The 14612-nt window shown below is 43.8% G+C and carries 20 protein-coding genes; 2 read left to right on the forward strand and 18 right to left on the reverse strand.

What is annotated here, in order from left to right; genetic code table 11:
- Positions 1-191: 191 nt before the first annotated feature.
- The 5 genes from A136_RS19920 to A136_RS22890 form a co-directional block, all read right to left on the reverse strand.
- Positions 192-602, reverse strand: a complete 411-nt coding sequence (locus A136_RS19920; RefSeq protein ID WP_017063950.1) for a cytidine deaminase — start codon at positions 600-602, stop codon at positions 192-194.
- Positions 603-1261: 659 nt separating this feature from the next.
- Complete coding sequence (locus tag A136_RS19930) at positions 1262-1870, reverse strand: sugar O-acetyltransferase (RefSeq protein WP_032546818.1); 609 nt, start codon at positions 1868-1870, stop codon at positions 1262-1264.
- A 96-nt stretch (positions 1871-1966) separates the two neighbouring features.
- On the reverse strand, positions 1967-2341 hold the full coding sequence (locus A136_RS19935) for a VOC family protein (protein WP_017063953.1): 375 nt from the start codon (positions 2339-2341) through the stop codon (positions 1967-1969).
- Between the two features lie 78 nt (positions 2342-2419).
- On the reverse strand, positions 2420-3145 hold the full coding sequence (locus A136_RS19940) for a pseudouridine synthase (protein WP_081326308.1): 726 nt from the start codon (positions 3143-3145) through the stop codon (positions 2420-2422).
- Positions 3118-3279, reverse strand: a complete 162-nt coding sequence (locus tag A136_RS22890; RefSeq protein WP_017063955.1) for a hypothetical protein — start codon at positions 3277-3279, stop codon at positions 3118-3120. Before A136_RS22890 ends, A136_RS19940 begins: the two co-directional genes overlap by 28 nt.
- 208 nt (positions 3280-3487) lie before the next feature.
- Here A136_RS22890 and A136_RS19945 point away from each other — a divergent pair, with 208 nt between their 5' ends.
- A complete protein-coding gene (locus A136_RS19945) occupies positions 3488-3889 on the forward strand; it encodes a YkgJ family cysteine cluster protein (RefSeq protein ID WP_017063956.1) in 402 nt (133 codons plus the stop codon).
- Between the two features lie 53 nt (positions 3890-3942).
- Here the strand turns inward: A136_RS19945 and A136_RS19950 are convergent, their stop codons facing one another.
- From A136_RS19950 to A136_RS20005, 13 genes are all read right to left on the reverse strand, one after another.
- The gene (locus A136_RS19950) at positions 3943-4344 is read right to left on the reverse strand and encodes an NUDIX hydrolase (protein WP_017063957.1); all 402 of its coding nucleotides are present in this window, start codon (positions 4342-4344) and stop codon (positions 3943-3945) included.
- 233 nt (positions 4345-4577) lie between these two features.
- Entirely contained in the window at positions 4578-4958 is a 381-nt protein-coding gene (locus tag A136_RS19955; protein ID WP_017063958.1) for an STAS/SEC14 domain-containing protein, read from the reverse strand.
- Between the two features lie 113 nt (positions 4959-5071).
- Positions 5072-5668, reverse strand: coding sequence for a class I SAM-dependent methyltransferase (locus tag A136_RS19960; protein WP_017063959.1), 597 nt, complete (start codon positions 5666-5668; stop codon positions 5072-5074).
- The gene (locus A136_RS19965) at positions 5661-6167 is read right to left on the reverse strand and encodes an HAD family hydrolase (RefSeq protein ID WP_017063960.1); all 507 of its coding nucleotides are present in this window, start codon (positions 6165-6167) and stop codon (positions 5661-5663) included. The genes A136_RS19960 and A136_RS19965 overlap by 8 nt, the downstream gene beginning before the upstream one ends.
- Before the next feature lie 43 nt (positions 6168-6210).
- The gene (locus A136_RS19970; protein WP_017063961.1) at positions 6211-6711 is read right to left on the reverse strand and encodes a GNAT family N-acetyltransferase; all 501 of its coding nucleotides are present in this window, start codon (positions 6709-6711) and stop codon (positions 6211-6213) included.
- 39 nt (positions 6712-6750) lie between these two features.
- Positions 6751-7695, reverse strand: a complete 945-nt coding sequence (locus A136_RS19975) for a D-2-hydroxyacid dehydrogenase family protein (RefSeq protein WP_017063962.1) — start codon at positions 7693-7695, stop codon at positions 6751-6753.
- Positions 7696-7791: 96 nt separating this feature from the next.
- Positions 7792-8256: an ASCH domain-containing protein gene (locus A136_RS19980; protein ID WP_017063963.1), complete on the reverse strand. Its 465-nt coding sequence runs from the start codon at positions 8254-8256 to the stop codon at positions 7792-7794.
- 262 nt (positions 8257-8518) lie between these two features.
- Positions 8519-9574: a glycerophosphodiester phosphodiesterase gene (gene glpQ, locus A136_RS19985; RefSeq protein ID WP_017063964.1), complete on the reverse strand. Its 1056-nt coding sequence runs from the start codon at positions 9572-9574 to the stop codon at positions 8519-8521.
- A 77-nt stretch (positions 9575-9651) separates the two neighbouring features.
- Positions 9652-11025 carry a glycerol-3-phosphate transporter gene (glpT, locus tag A136_RS19990; protein ID WP_029235174.1) on the reverse strand — a complete coding sequence of 458 codons (1374 nt, stop codon included), beginning with the start codon at positions 11023-11025 and terminating at the stop codon, positions 9652-9654.
- A 505-nt stretch (positions 11026-11530) separates the two neighbouring features.
- On the reverse strand, positions 11531-11785 hold the full coding sequence (locus A136_RS19995) for a DUF3297 family protein (RefSeq protein ID WP_017059204.1): 255 nt from the start codon (positions 11783-11785) through the stop codon (positions 11531-11533).
- A gap of 240 nt (positions 11786-12025) precedes the next feature.
- Complete coding sequence (locus tag A136_RS20000) at positions 12026-12460, reverse strand: GNAT family N-acetyltransferase (protein WP_017063965.1); 435 nt, start codon at positions 12458-12460, stop codon at positions 12026-12028.
- A 66-nt stretch (positions 12461-12526) separates the two neighbouring features.
- Positions 12527-12661 (reverse strand): hypothetical protein, encoded by a 135-nt coding sequence (locus tag A136_RS23140; protein ID WP_017063966.1) that lies wholly within the window; start codon positions 12659-12661, stop codon positions 12527-12529.
- A gap of 23 nt (positions 12662-12684) precedes the next feature.
- The gene (locus tag A136_RS20005; protein WP_017059201.1) at positions 12685-13815 is read right to left on the reverse strand and encodes a PcfJ domain-containing protein; all 1131 of its coding nucleotides are present in this window, start codon (positions 13813-13815) and stop codon (positions 12685-12687) included.
- Between the two features lie 235 nt (positions 13816-14050).
- On the opposite strand from A136_RS20005, the gene A136_RS20010 reads away from it, so the two are divergent.
- Positions 14051-14473 carry a universal stress protein gene (locus A136_RS20010; RefSeq protein WP_017063967.1) on the forward strand — a complete coding sequence of 141 codons (423 nt, stop codon included), beginning with the start codon at positions 14051-14053 and terminating at the stop codon, positions 14471-14473.
- Positions 14474-14612 lie beyond the last annotated feature (139 nt).

The raw sequence follows: 14612 nt of genomic DNA on the forward strand, positions 1-14612 counted from the left end.
CATTAGTCTTCCCCGTCTTCGGTGGAATCATTAGCTATTTGATTCTAAGTAAACAGGTAAGAATGACGACAATGTAAGGACGAACCACTTGTGCATATAACGCCAACACCTTACCTAAGCCATTGTGCTATAACACTAAGCCGACTTGAAGTAAAAGTGCCGAGCATTGTGAATCAATCTTAAACGGTTTGCTATAGTGCTTTACCGTTTACCAGTGACCAATGGTGAGGCATTAGTTCACGTATAGTTTTAAAAACCAATGAATTATCTGGAGTCGTAATTGCTGCTTTAACATCCCCACCCCAGTGGACAAGGCGCTCTTGGCAAACTCCGCATGGTGACAAGATTAAAAACTCATCGTTCTCGCTTTCACGACACAGGCATAACGAGTGGGTCACTCGCTCATTGAGTTTGTGAGCCTCTAAATACGCCCCCACTTCCATACATAGTGAAAGAGCATCATTTTTAGTATCAGGAGCAATGCTTGTTAATATTTTTCCTGAATCTGTTCGAACAGCCGCTGCGCCACCCCAACCTGATGGATACCGAACCTTTACTAGTTCTACTGCTGCTTGATAAAGCTCTCTTTCGATATTATCCATGACCATCCATATTCAATTTTATCGAGCGCCGCCGTATTGAGGTTTGAGCAACGCTACCACAACACTGAACCATACCACCATATACACGAAACCCAACGATTGAACAAAAAATGCCAAGCGTTGGGAATCATTCTTAAATGCTTTGTATATACGATTTTACTCAAGTGACTTCATTAACTCATGAATTTCACTAATGCTGTAAGATTTATACTTATTGTAAAAATCTCTCGTATTAACAGAAGCGTGAGACACGTTGTTTATGCCAGCAACTGATTTGTAGTTGCAAATTTTTGCACTAATGTTTCCGACTTCTAATCCAGACTTCAGTGATATTTCACGGGCATACTCACTTTGCTTGCCTCTCGGAAACCCTTCACTTTCCAACTTTTTAAAAGCCTCTAAGCATCTGAGTTCGTTTAGATCATTCCACAATGAAGTATCTCTATAGCTCATAATAACCACCAACGTATTCTAACTGTTACCAGTGAGAGTATAGGATGCTATGCACGCTATCGTATAACAGCTACCAGACAGAAAAATTCTGCACTTAACTCCAGAATAATTTTGTCTAGTTTCTAAGATAGATAAGTAATATACAACTAAGCCACTGCATAACAATGACTTATGTCACGGCTAATTTCAGGCGTGTGAAAAGTCGCTTACTTTAATTCATCGGGAATACGGCGATCTTTGTGGTAATACTCTCGGTCGCGTTCGTTGATTTCGCGTACCACTTTGCATGGGTTGCCGACTGCGACGACATTGGCTGGGATGTCTTTGGTGACGATACTCCCTGCCCCTATTACTGAGTTTTCACCAATGGTGACGCCAGGAAGTACGACGGTGTGCGCGCCAAGCCATACATTGTTGCCAATACGAACGGGAACATTGAACTGCGCTGCTTTTAGCCTGAGTTCTGGGCTGATGGGATGTGTGCCAGTGGCAATGGTCACGTTAGGCGCTATCATCACGTTGTCGCCGATGAATACGTCTGTGTCGTCGACCAGAGTTAGATTAAAGTTCACGTATACGTTGTTGCCTAGGTGCGTGTGACGCCCCCAGTTCACATGTAATGGTGGTTCAATGTAGCAGCCCTCACCGACTTCGGCGAACAACTGCTTCATGATTTGTTGTCGTTTATCACCTTCGCTCGGGCGAGTGTGATTGAAATCATATAGCACTTCTAAGCATTGAGTTTGCTCAGCAACCAAATCCACGTCGTCACAGTAGTAAACGTCTTGGCTGTGCATTTTAGCCTTTATATCCATGTTTGAACCTATTTGATCATTGCCTTATGTCGGCATAAATAAAGAAACAGATGGATAATTTGAAGTTTTCACTGGCCTTAATGCAAGTTGGATGAATTAACGCGGCCTAATGTTTTCAGCCACACGCCACAGCACACCACTTGGGTCAGTGATACAAAACTCAAGCATTCCCCATGGCTGTTCAACAACCTCGGAAACGGTAACTTCAAATTCCGACACTACATTAGAGTTTTGGATGTGTTGATACCAACTTTTTACGTCTTCAACCAGCAAGTGCATCATGTAATTGTGACAGTGCGCAGGTTCATAAAAGTTTTGCAGAAGGAACGCACAACCGCCGTGTCGTAGATAGGCGACATCGTGAAATTCAGACATCAGCTCGAAGCCGATTGACTGGTAAAAACGCTTGGATAAATCGAAGTCTTTCGCGGGTACAAAAGACTTAATTTCTGAGACTTTGAGGTTTTCCATCCTACATCCTTATAGTGTTGATATTCTGGTGCTGACACGCTTAACGCTTTAAGTGGTTACAGCGTTTATTGAGAGCCCTTATTCAAAGTCTTGCTGAAATGAGTCGACTTCGGCTTTAGTTAGATAACGCCACTGACCTGCTTCAACATCTAAACGAACATCACCAATCTGCTCACGGTGTAGTCCAACAACTCGATTTCCTACCGCAGCAAACATTCGTTTTACTTGATGAAACTTGCCTTCTGTAATGGTCAGGAGCACTTCTTTATTGGTTATCACTTCGAGTTCTGCCGGACGCGTCGGTTGTTGCTCACCTTGCAATTGAACGCCCGCTTTGAACTTGTCAGCGACATCGTCTTTGATATCTCGTGACAATGTCACGCGATACACCTTCTTACATGACTTGGTTGGCAGCGTGATGTTGAATGACCATCGCCCATCATCGGTAATTAAGACTAAACCTGTGGTGTCGGCATCTAAGCGCCCTGCGATGTGCAGTTCTGATGCTTTTTCTATCTCGATGTAGTTAAAGAGTGAAGGATAAGCTTCATCGATATTAGAGCAGATAGTACCCGCAGGCTTGTGCATTAGGAGGTATCGAAATTCTCGTAACTTAAGCGGAGTACCATTTAACAAGATGGTGTTGCTTTCGTGAACCTGAGTCGATTCATCGGTGACCGTCTCACTGTTTACGTTCACCTCACCATTATGGATGCGTTCAATAGCTTCAGGCTTGGTTAGGTCAGTGCTTTTGCATAGGTATTTATCAAGGCGCATTAATCGTCGGCACCACATTTTGCGCATGGCTTGTAAGTACGTTCGCCTTGAGCAATCACCACATAGTCGAGAACGCAGTTATCACATAGCGCCAACTTTGGGTAAGCGTCTTTCTGTTTCTTTGCGTTGATGTTGCCTTCGGTGGTGTATACGGTTCTCATTTTTATACCTTGTTTTAATAACTTGCTAGGCGCAAATTGTATCACTGTTTACAGCTTTGATTGGAGTGGTGGTGCATAGATAAATTGTTTTTAAGCGCCGCCATTCCATGTTCTCGCCCCGTAACGGCTTAACCATGAACAACAAAGTCAACGTGCCACGCCTATCAGTGGTAAAATGATAAAAGCTCACCAACCAATGAAGTCACTAATGAAAAATTGTAATCAATGCGGGAAATGCTGTATCAAATACGGAGATGGTGACCTTGCCGCAACGCAAGAAGAGATTGATTTGTGGGAGTTGTTCAATCCAGACATCTTTGAGTATGTCCGAGGAAGCGAGATCTGGTTTGACCCTGAATCTGGTGAACGTTTAACTCGCTGCCCTTTTCTGGAGCTGGTTCCGACGAAAGACACCAAGGCTCAAGCCAAGTACACATGCAGCATTTACTTAGACCGACCAGAAGATTGCAGACACTATCCAAGCCTGATTAATGAGATGGTACGAGATGAGTGTGAAATGATTGAGGTGGTGGATTTGCATGACACGAAGAAAGCTCAAAGGAAACTCGACCTGTTGATGAAAGACAGCCGCCCTTCAAGCTATTCGTAAGCGATGATCTTTTGAAGATCAATCTTCAGCATGAGCTAATATCAGCTAAAACCTTAAGCCAAATACTGGTTCGCGTCTAACCAATCAAGCGCAACCAGTGCTGCCAATGAACATACCGCTCTGTCGTTGCCATCAACAAACTTAAGCTCTTCGATTTCAGCATCTGGAGAGAGTTCGCCAGTATAATCGGCAAGATAACAAGTCAATTTCACCGATACGCCTTCCGCTTTGCCATCAGCTTGACCTGTAAAGGTCTCAACGTATTTGATTGAATCAGGCACTAAATCTACCGAGATCTCTTCTTTGATTTCGCGAACCAGTGCTTGCTCGTCACTTTCGCCAGCTTCACGCTTACCACCCGGTAGGTAGAACAGTTCTTTGCCTTTTGATCTCACCATCAACAGTTTGCCGTCTTTGATGAATATCCAAGCTAGCTTATCAATTACCTTATGCATGTTCTTAGACCTTATTTCTGTTTTAGTTCTCGTTATTACTGAATCTGGCCGCGCTATTCTATTAGTCACGACCAAACAAAGCCTGGGTATGTTACACGCTGGAAGGAATATACTCTATTGAATCGAATAGGAAATATCATCGCCAAAACGAAAAATGACAGCGTTCGAGACAATTCTCGTCAACTGTCATCGGCGTTGTTTACGGATTGCTTTCTAGTTGTTCGTAGATAGAATCAATCGACTAGCCACTTAAGCGCAGAGTCATGGTCTTCGAATGACTTAATCTCACCGGACACAAACCAACTGCCGACTTTTGATGCCATTTCTTGCCAGCTTTTATCACCATAAATCGCGATTTTGTCTATCTTCGAATTGAGCTCTAATCCCAATTTGAAATCATCCCAAGCTGCACGTAACTCCCATCCTGTTAAGGTTGAGATATCGACCAGCATCTTGAGTTTAGATGAATCGAGTTCTTCTAGCGTGGTATTTAGAATTGGCATCATTGCTTGATAGTCATCGTGTGTAAGCTTGCCTTTCGCTTTAAACACAACGATGGTTTCACCGCAAACACGTTCAATTCCAAACGATATTCCGTGACGTTCGATATTCATAGTCTAGCCCTTATAGTGGAAATTAGACTTAGCTTAGAGGATTAGACAGCAAAGAGATGAGAGATTGGCGTCAAAACAGACAAGCATCCGAACGGGTTTTAGTTACTGACATTTTAACGGCGTTTAATCGCAACGACCGAGTATGTGTGCCAATGCTTCACCCTACCCAGCGACGTGAGTGCTTGTTCGTCTCGCTCATGGAATCGTACTATCTCAAAGTCGTTGAATAAGCTGAGTACTTTGGCTTTCGTTAACGGCGTTGTTGGAGTTCGATAGCCATGTGCCCAACTGTCATCGACGCCCATGAAATCACCTGCAAATACGCCACCTACTTCAAGACAGTATTCAATATTGTGCCAAACCCCGTCAAAACGCGTTGGGTCAGCAAAAAACAGACTCGAATTGGCAATCACTACGCCAGATTTTGGGTAATCATAGTGTTCAAATCCACTTTCAGATATCTCGACCAAAGATTTGCGACCAAAACGATCCCGACATATAGCAATCGAATCAGGATTAACGTCGAAGCCATACACTTGATACGCTTGTTGTTCTAAAAAAGCGATGTCACTACCTGTTCCACAACCACAATCAATCGCAACATTTAAGCCTGACTCATTCAGTTTGATTGCGAATTCAGTTCTCTTTAAATGAGGTTTGCTTAGTGCTTTTTGGTAATACTGACGCCAGATCTCTGAATGTTCATCCATGGCGTTTATCCAACAGTTCGCTTAGGGATTGAACTTGTACGATACGTGGATGCTGTGACTTAAGCTCAACTCCTTCCGTGTTCAACCACACCGCGTGCAAACCCGCTTCAAGTGCTGGGTAAATGTCTTTCTCTAGAGTGTCGCCAACCATGGTGATGTCTGGTGGTGCAACACCGAGCTTAGAAATAATGGCAGGATAGAACCCCGACTCGAACTTAGAAAAGCCAATGCTCGCCTTACAAAAGTAACCCAAGATATATTGAGACAGGCCAACGCGCTCAAAGGCACGAATGATGTCGTCTTTACTGGAATCACCAGCATTGGTGGCAACGTAGACTTGATGATTTTTGGAGAGTTCAGCCAGTAATGCACGAGCACCACTCACTTCTTGTACCGTTTCCCAGTCACACATCTTCCCTTGTGCGTCAGGGAAATCGACCATCAGCGTATTGCCCCAGTCGAATAAGACTATTTCTGTTAATTCGATTAGCTTTGTCATCTTGCCTCCTGCATACGATGAATTATCTAATGTTTAAGCGAGCCTATAAAAACTTCTCGATAAGGATCTCGTCAAAGTACTGATCGCCAATCTTACCGTGTTTCTTAGCCGTTCCGACGATTTCAAAACCTTGCTTAAGGTATACCGCTAACGCGCGCTCGTTGTCTGCTCTTACATAGGCGAACAGCTTTTCGTAACCTTTCGCTTTGGCTGCCTTAAATGTGTAATCAAACAACTGTTTTGCAACGCCCTGCCCACGGCTATTTGCATCAACATAAGTGCCAATAATACCAACATGGTCAAAGGCCTTAGTGTAAGTAGCAAATGGTTCGACATTCTGAAAACCAAGTAACTGGTTGGTCGTTTCGTTGACTGCAACGCTAAACACACCACGTTTTGGAAACGACTCAATGAATGCCTTTTCTTCATCAACAGTAAAAGTCTGATCCAAGATCGTATAGCGCGCTTCGATAATGATTGGATTTAATACATCAATAATGCCTTGTGCATCTTCTACCGCGACTTCTCTGATTGTTAAGCTCATACTTCTCTACCTTTTTATTGCTTTGGGCAGATTCTATCGCTATATGCCATCTCTTTGATAGGACAGAATGTTGTCGAAAGCGATATCGAAGTAGAGTTCGTAGCTATTTTGTTCAACATAGCCCAAATGTGGAGTCGCTGTGACGTTTGGTAAGGACAATAGCGGTTCGGTGTCTATTGTTACTGGCTCACAATCGAACACATCAATAGCGGCTGTTTTGGTCGGTACCTCACGTAGTCCATGATACAGAGCCATCGGTTCCACTAACTCAGCACGACTGATGTTCACAAACAGCGAGTTCGGCTTCATCAAGCTGAGGTCGTGTGCCGTAACACATCCTCTGGTGACATCATTCAAACGCAAATGCAAAGAAAGCACATCAACTTCTCGAAAGAAATCTTGTTTGGTTGTTGCTGCTTTGAAGCCATCTGTTTGTGCTTGATCGCGTGAAACTTGGCTCCCCCACACTACGACAGACATCCCAAATGCTTGGGCATATTGTGCAATGCATTTGCCGATCTTGCCGTAGCCCCAAATACCAAGCTTCAAGCCCTTCAAAGTTCGACCTAGCCCTAACGAGCCAGAATCCTGCCACTGGTTTTGTTTAAGGTTTGACGCGTAAGTAGGAATGTTGCGCGATGCAGCCATAATCAGCGCCCAGCATAGCTCGGAAGGCGCAACAGGCGAGCCTCGACCTTCTAAAACGGTAACACCAAATCGTTCGCACATTTGCGGGTCGATATGGTTGCTCACTTTGCCCGTCTGGCTAATCAGCTTGAGGTTGGGGAGTTGTGATAACAAAGATTCGGTGATCTCGGTTCTTTCACGAATGAGCACAATGGCTTCAAACGAGACCAACTTAGCGACGAGCTCTTGCTCTGAGTAAGTCTCGGTAAATACCGTGACATCGTATTGTTCGAGTTTGTTGAAGCAATCGAGGTCTTTAACGACGTTCTGGTAGTCATCCAATATCGCTATCTTCACATCACTCTCCTTGTGATTGTTAATCTTCTGGCTTTGTTCAAATGAAGACTAAGGTGCCATGCCTTTCGATTCAACACGGCACGCGCTAGAACTTCACTATTGATAAACCACTTTGAAACGCTCCAACATAAGTAACATGTCTTCACTTGGTGAGATCTTGAGCTCTTCACATTCACGAGAGAAGAAGTTCCAGTGAGCTTCTTTCCACCATTCGAGTGTTTTGTCACCCTCGCCTTCGGCAGCAGCAAACTCCGCCGTCACTTCGTTGTATTTGCACGACGACACCGACGTGATCTCAACAATACATACGGGCTTACCATCCCAATCGGTGACGACTTGCAAGTGACCAACTATGGGTCTCGTCTCGCCTTCATGGGTATACCAGTGTTCAAGGCCGCAGGACGCCTGTTTTTCACCTTTTAAAATCAACTGTGCGCAGAGGTTAGCGTTGTACTCGTCGGCGCAGTAATAATCAGCACTAAAGGAGGTGTATTGCGAAGCAACGTCTGCTGGTAATGTGTTGAGGTAGCTATCAAGATAAGCTTTGCTTCTTTCTTCCATGATCTTTCCAAATTCAATATCAGGTTGAGCCGATAAACACTTATAGATTAAGCATCTGGCTGCATTGGGAGTAACCTATCAAGTCAGGTTATAGCTGTAAACCGAGTGAATATCAAAATGCGGGCTGAGAAAGAAGAATATAGGTAGGATTTCGAGGCCAGTACAAGGAGATCCAAAAAGTGAAAGAAGAGCCAAAAGCACCTTTAGTCGGTGCTTTTGGCTCTTAGTATCTCGTTACTAATAGCTTGTAACTGACGGGGTATTAACGGTTCAAGAAGTCGACCGCTTTGTCTGGGAAGTCGGTAAACACACCATCAACTTTGACTTGGTTGTAGAAGACATCCAACATGCCATCAAAGTTATCAGCATAAGCTGGGATTCTTCCTGGGTCAGCACGGAACGTGTACGGGTGAACATCTAAGCCCGCGTCTTTTGCTGACTTCATTAACGGTTTAATAATGATGTTATCTTTGGTCGATGCATCGTCCACCAACATTGGCTTCCAAGGGCCTATTCCTTCCGCATAAGACGCCACTTTTTCCATGCCACCAGCTTCAAACATCCAGTCGTAACTGTACGGCGTTGCTTTGTCACCTTGGTACGTCATGGTTTCATTCCAATCTGTATAAGCCATCAACTGAACGAGCTTAAGATCCATTTCCATCGCTGGCATGAGCTCATCGTTAATGCGTTGAAGTTCATTGGCGTCAAAACACTGCAAATACACTTTGTCGTCTTTTGATAGGTAACCATATTGATGCAAGGTTGCAAGTACCGCTTTGGAGATATCTTTGCCTTCGTGACGATGGAACCAAGGTGCTTTAATTTCAGGATAGATGCCCACGTCATAACCTAAGGTCTTATTTAGGCCTTGGATCAGCTCGATCTCTTCTGCAAAGGTAGCGACACGAAAATCAGACTGCCACATTGGGAAGCGCGTTGGGTACCCTGCCACTCTTTTACCTTGGTCATCGAGGTTAAAGCCTTCGGTCACTTTTAATGATTTGATCTCGGCAAGCGTAAAATCAATCGCGTAATAGCGGCCATCTGCTCTTGCACGGTCTGGAAAGCGGTCAGCAACATCAGTGACGCGATCTAAATAGTGATCATGCAAAACCACCAATTGGTCATCTTTGGTCATCACTACATCTTGTTCGATATAGTCAGGTTTCATTGCGTAAGCGAGTGCTTTAGCCGGTAATGTATGCTCGGGTAAATAACCAGAAGCGCCGCGATGCGCAATCACTAAAGGATCGGCGAACGCATTTGTAGATAAACTTAGTGCTAATAAGGTCAGAGACAGTGACGTTGTTTTCATTATTGTTTCCCTTGATAAAACAGAAGCAGGATATACCTGCCTCTGTTGTTATTTATAGATGTGATTCAGTAAATACACTACTGAGCTAGCGCTTCTCTCTCTCGTTCGAGATCTTTTTGTTTATGGTGCGCACGCTCACCTAAGAAGGCGTAAAGCAGACAGATGATTGAAGCCACACAAGCGCCGACCAAAATAATGAAGCCGCCATCCCAGCCGTAATGGTCAACCATAAAGCCGAGTATTGCGTTCGCAGCAACCGCGCCACCTAAGTAACCAAACAAACCCGTTAGACCAGCAGCTGTACCCGCTGCTTTCTTAGGCGCAAGTTCCAGTGCATACAAACCGATCAGCATTACAGGACCATAGATAAGGAAACCAATCGCAACCAGTGCCAGCATATCAACCGTTGGGTTACCTGCTGGATTCAGCCAATATACCAACACAGCGACTGTCACTAGAACCATGAACAAGATACCTGCAGGTGCACGTCGGCCTTTGAATAACTTATCTGAAATCCAACCACACAATAAGGTGCCAGGGATACCTGCCCACTCATACAAGAAGTAAGCCCAAGATGATTTATCTACAGAGAAGTCTTTTGCTTCTTTTAAGTAAACTGGAGCCCAATCGAGTACGCCATAGCGGATAAGGTAAACAAACGCATTGGCAATAGCGATTGACCACAACAGTTTGTTAGAGAAAACGTACTTAAAGAAGATCTCTTTCGCCGTCATTTCTTTCTCATGAGACGTATCGTAGTCGTCTGGGTAATCGTCTTTATGTTCTTCAATCGGTGGTAAGCCGCAAGATTGAGGTGTATCTCTTACAGTAAACCAAACAAAGACAGCAACGAGAGTGGCAAAAAATGCAGGAACATAAAAAGCGGTTCGCCAATCGTCGTTAAAAGCCCACAGCCCCAACAAGAACATTGGGCCAATCAAACCGCCACCCACGTTGTGAGCAACGTTCCATACTGACACTATCTCACCACGTTCTTTTCGTGACCACCAGTGGACCATGGTTCGTCCACAAGCTGGCCAACCCATACCTTGGAACCAACCATTCAAGAACAGCAGGATAAACATCGCAGTGATGCTGCCTGTTGCCCAAGGCATAAAGCCAAAGCAGAACATCACCAGTGCCGACATTAACAAGCCACCGCTGAGGAAGTAACGAGGGTTAGAACGGTCAGAAACACTGCCCATTAAGAACTTAGATAAGCCGTAAGCGATAGATACCGCCGCTAATGCAACCCCTAGTTCTCCACGGCTAAAACCTTGTTCAATGAGATAAGGCATCGCCAAACTAAAGTTTTTACGGACTAAGTAGTACCCCGCATAGCCAACGAAGATGCCAAGAAACAGCTGCCATCGTAGTCGTGTGTAGGTGCTATCGATCTTATCTGATGACAAGCGATCGATATGCGCCATAGGTTTGAATATTCCAAACATAGGAACCTCATAATTATTGGGCGAAGGAAGAATTTAAATGCTCGAACGAAAAAATTTAGCGCTCATTCGAAATCAAGGGAATTGTATGTGCTTCAGGATTAATTTCTGTGATAGAGGTAGTTATTAACAAAAAATAACTTTAAATACAGCATATTAGTTTCATTTAATTAGACTGCGCTTCATATTTTTGTTTGTATCTGTTTAATTAAACATCAGAACTTTCGAGTACGAACAAATCCAAAAAGAGCGAGCGAACATAAATCAACCAACAACAACTTTGTTATTACTGCGAATGCATAGTGAATAACAACAATTTTGGTTGAATCTGTGGAGTTATGAAGGTGGTTTGGGCTATTGGTTAAAGAAGTTCGCTAAAATCAATGCAAACAAAAAGGGTCTAGATTTCTCTAGACCCTTTTAGGTAATAACGCTTGGTGTCTTGATGTTGGCTAATTAAGCAAACATTAGCTAATTACTCGAAGTATTAGCTAGCCACACGACATGATTATGCGTCGATGTAAAAAGCTTCTACAGTGCCTTTTAGAGTAATAAGCATCGGCTGACCAAAACGATCTAGCGCTTTTGGAGAAGGGATCTTAACCCAACCTTCGCTGATGCAGTATTCTTCAACATCAGTACGCTCTTTACCATTTAGACGAATGCCGATTGGGTATTCGAAACACTCAGCAACGTGGTGTGGGCTGCGTGGGTTGCCTGCAAGATGATCTGGTAAAGCTGGTCTTGAATTAGTATCGCTCATGTTCATTACCTGTATGTACGTAAATAAAAAAAGTGCGTCATTCTAGTCAATATAGGCTTTGTGCTCAACAACTGCTGCAATAAATCGTAGTGATCGTTTTAATCAACAGCGAGTTGTTTGATTTAAAGGCGATATAGGTATCATTTCAAACGAAAATTTAACAGGATTATACGTTGTTGATAAAGAGATAGGTTCAATACTCGATAGGTAGATAACCTAATAGTCGGCTTTGCTCCGAGCTTATCGAATAAGCTCTATACTCATCACTTTATGGTTTGCTTCTGAGTCGATATCGACGACTGACCAACCTAACCCTTGGTAGAGTTCCATTACATTGGTGTACACGTACAGTTGAGTTTGTACTGTAGAAGAAACCTGTTTTACACCGCGACTAATCAATTCACTTGCAATACCTTGGCCACGCCATTGAGCATCAACATAAACAGCATTAACCCAAACAACATCCCGCACTTGATGAGGTTCCTGAAAATGGGAATACGCCAAGCCACCAATGACCACATTATCGCGAAGCACTACTATTACTGGAGGGAGTTGTACGCAGTCTTTATAGGTATCTTTAAACTTAAAATCCGACCATTCACTTTGAAACAAGCGCTCTAAATCACTCCAATATGGCGAACTTTCATCGCAATTTCTAAAGATTACTTTCTGCATGTCTTTCCATCCTTTGAAAGGCTACTACCGCCATCCTAGCCTTGGTTTATATCAGTGTAGATAAAGTTACTCTTCTTCTTCGCAATTGTCTGCTGGGTCTTGATTAATTTCTTCGCCGCATCCTAGGCATTCACCTTGCAGATCCGTAGGCATCACAATAATCAAACCACAATGAGGGCAAAGATCGCCTTGTTGAAACATCCTGTATTCCTTCTACTTAATGGCTATTGCTTAGGATATTTTTGCTTACTCGCTTCTAGCCAGTCGTGAATCACTTGGCGAGCGGATTCCGACGGAGGTGCATTTCGTTTTCCGCAGATTTGGTCTATTTCAAAAGGAAATGCTTTGCTCGGGACGCGGCGTAAACCTATGGTTAAACGCTGAGGCTTGAGCATGCGGAACACCACATAACGATCGCTCATGATTCGGTTGTGATACACGCCAATACAGTGCTTCTGCTCGATGCCTTCGTGTTCAAGGTCGTAATAATCCGTGAGCGGATGAATGTTGTCATTGCCAAGTAAAGGAACGGGATAAGGGATGTCTTTATCCATTGGGCAGTTACCCTCCAAACGACGTAATTGGCGTTGCTCCGTCCAGCGGTCATGGAGTTGTTCAAACATCGCAAAAGAGTTCTGACTGGTAATCGCGCGCAGTGGATCATCCATCTCCAAATCTTGCCCTAGCAATATCGCATCTTGGAACATCGCCATCTTCGACGGTGCGTTAAGTCTGCCCTCTTCCACCATTGCAATCCCTAGCCTGCTACCAGTTAGAAATGGATGAACTTGGTCCAAACGCAGGGCTGTGTATCCAACTTTTGAGTAATGCTTAAACTTAAGAACTCGTCTTTGCAGTGGCTCGAGAATGCGAACAATGTGGTCGAGTTCATCACCAACATTGTAATGAAGCTCTAGCTTGTCGATGAATTTGAGTGTCGCCTTGCTGCCGTCTAAGCCCAACTTGGTAAGGATCTTCTTCTGCCCTAAGCGACTTAGTGCCAGTGCTTTCTTGTTGTCGACACTGTATTTCATGCAGATCAAAGCCAAAATAACAGGCCTTAATTCAAGCAATTGCGCGGCTTCATAAGTATTCGCAGCAAGCCACAACATCTGGTATTGGTATTCTGGAAAGTCGTCGGTGATTTCACGATAACGCGCAGGTAATGAATTTAGCCAACGACCATTCACGTCAAACTGTTCAACAAGGTTGAGGCTCAGCCCAATGCCTCCATCAAGCGGTCGTCTACCATCTTCAAACACATGAAAGCCGACGAGCTTTTGAGACCAGTCTCGGATCTCAATATCGTAGTCGAAACCTAATGTTCGAGTGGGAATGGTTAGTAGTGCTGTCATTGATGCCTCTTCGTTATTGGCGCATTGAACTATCAAGCCTATCTAACAGCATAAGCTAGCGCTTCAACCACTATATCAACCTTTTGTAAATTTCTTACCAATCAAAGCGATATAAATACGATAGTGCTTAGAAGAACATTGAATGATGATTTTACGGAATATGAGATCTCTTCGATATCATTTGCGTCAACAGAAACTATGCTTGTTACATAACTCACAACAAGAGGCTTTAATTATGGATTACCGACATATTCTGGTCGCACTTGAACTGTCTGACGACACCAAGATTCTCATTGATAGAGCGACCTTCTTCGCTGATAAACTGGAGGCTGGCATTTCATTTGTTTATATCGATGGTACGCATGGAGAAATTTATCCAGAGCTCGTTGATATTCAGGGAAATGACGGTGATTTACCCATCAATGAAGATGCCGTTAAGCATTTGAAAGAGTTTGAAGCCTACGCCAAACACCCAATCAAGCACATTTTCGTGGGAACGGGTGATTTGAACGATAAGCTCAAAAATGCCATCGAAGCCAACGGCGTTGACCTATTGCTATGCGGCCATCACCATGATTTTTGGCATAAGCTCATCTCCCATTCTAAACAGATCATCGATACTTCCCCTATCGATATTCTCGTTGTTCCAATGGAATAGAAGCTCCAGTTCGACACTCAAAAATAACCGGCATTGCCAACCTCTATCGGTATTATTGGTTGGCTTGATATCCTCTTCAACACACTCATCCTGATCGAAATCTCCTATTTCCCACTTAGAGTAGTCATTTGTGATCTTG

Origin of the sequence: Vibrio crassostreae 9ZC13, assembly GCF_000272045.2 — a bacterium.
GTDB lineage: Bacteria > Pseudomonadota > Gammaproteobacteria > Enterobacterales > Vibrionaceae > Vibrio > Vibrio crassostreae_C.

Bases quoted from the DNA above. Each gene is read 5' to 3' on its own strand.
- A136_RS19920 (WP_017063950.1), bottom strand. From the start codon at position 602: ATGGATAATATCGAAAGAGAGCTTTATCAAGCAGCAGTAGAACTAGTA.
- A136_RS19930 (WP_032546818.1), bottom strand. From the start codon at position 1,870: ATGGATATAAAGGCTAAAATGCACAGCCAAGACGTTTACTACTGTGAC.
- A136_RS19935 (WP_017063953.1), bottom strand. From the start codon at position 2,341: ATGGAAAACCTCAAAGTCTCAGAAATTAAGTCTTTTGTACCCGCGAAA.
- A136_RS19940 (WP_081326308.1), bottom strand. From the start codon at position 3,145: ATGCGCAAAATGTGGTGCCGACGATTAATGCGCCTTGATAAATACCTA.
- A136_RS22890 (WP_017063955.1), bottom strand. From the start codon at position 3,279: ATGAGAACCGTATACACCACCGAAGGCAACATCAACGCAAAGAAACAG.
- A136_RS19945 (WP_017063956.1), top strand. From the start codon at position 3,488: ATGAAAAATTGTAATCAATGCGGGAAATGCTGTATCAAATACGGAGAT.
- A136_RS19950 (WP_017063957.1), bottom strand. From the start codon at position 4,344: ATGCATAAGGTAATTGATAAGCTAGCTTGGATATTCATCAAAGACGGC.
- A136_RS19955 (WP_017063958.1), bottom strand. From the start codon at position 4,958: ATGAATATCGAACGTCACGGAATATCGTTTGGAATTGAACGTGTTTGC.
- A136_RS19960 (WP_017063959.1), bottom strand. From the start codon at position 5,668: ATGGATGAACATTCAGAGATCTGGCGTCAGTATTACCAAAAAGCACTA.
- A136_RS19965 (WP_017063960.1), bottom strand. From the start codon at position 6,167: ATGACAAAGCTAATCGAATTAACAGAAATAGTCTTATTCGACTGGGGC.
- A136_RS19970 (WP_017063961.1), bottom strand. From the start codon at position 6,711: ATGAGCTTAACAATCAGAGAAGTCGCGGTAGAAGATGCACAAGGCATT.
- A136_RS19980 (WP_017063963.1), bottom strand. From the start codon at position 8,256: ATGGAAGAAAGAAGCAAAGCTTATCTTGATAGCTACCTCAACACATTA.
- glpQ (WP_017063964.1), bottom strand. From the start codon at position 9,574: ATGAAAACAACGTCACTGTCTCTGACCTTATTAGCACTAAGTTTATCT.
- glpT (WP_029235174.1), bottom strand. From the start codon at position 11,025: ATGTTTGGAATATTCAAACCTATGGCGCATATCGATCGCTTGTCATCA.
- A136_RS19995 (WP_017059204.1), bottom strand. From the start codon at position 11,785: ATGAGCGATACTAATTCAAGACCAGCTTTACCAGATCATCTTGCAGGC.
- A136_RS20000 (WP_017063965.1), bottom strand. From the start codon at position 12,460: ATGCAGAAAGTAATCTTTAGAAATTGCGATGAAAGTTCGCCATATTGG.
- A136_RS23140 (WP_017063966.1), bottom strand. From the start codon at position 12,661: ATGTTTCAACAAGGCGATCTTTGCCCTCATTGTGGTTTGATTATTGTG.
- A136_RS20005 (WP_017059201.1), bottom strand. From the start codon at position 13,815: ATGACAGCACTACTAACCATTCCCACTCGAACATTAGGTTTCGACTAC.
- A136_RS20010 (WP_017063967.1), top strand. From the start codon at position 14,051: ATGGATTACCGACATATTCTGGTCGCACTTGAACTGTCTGACGACACC.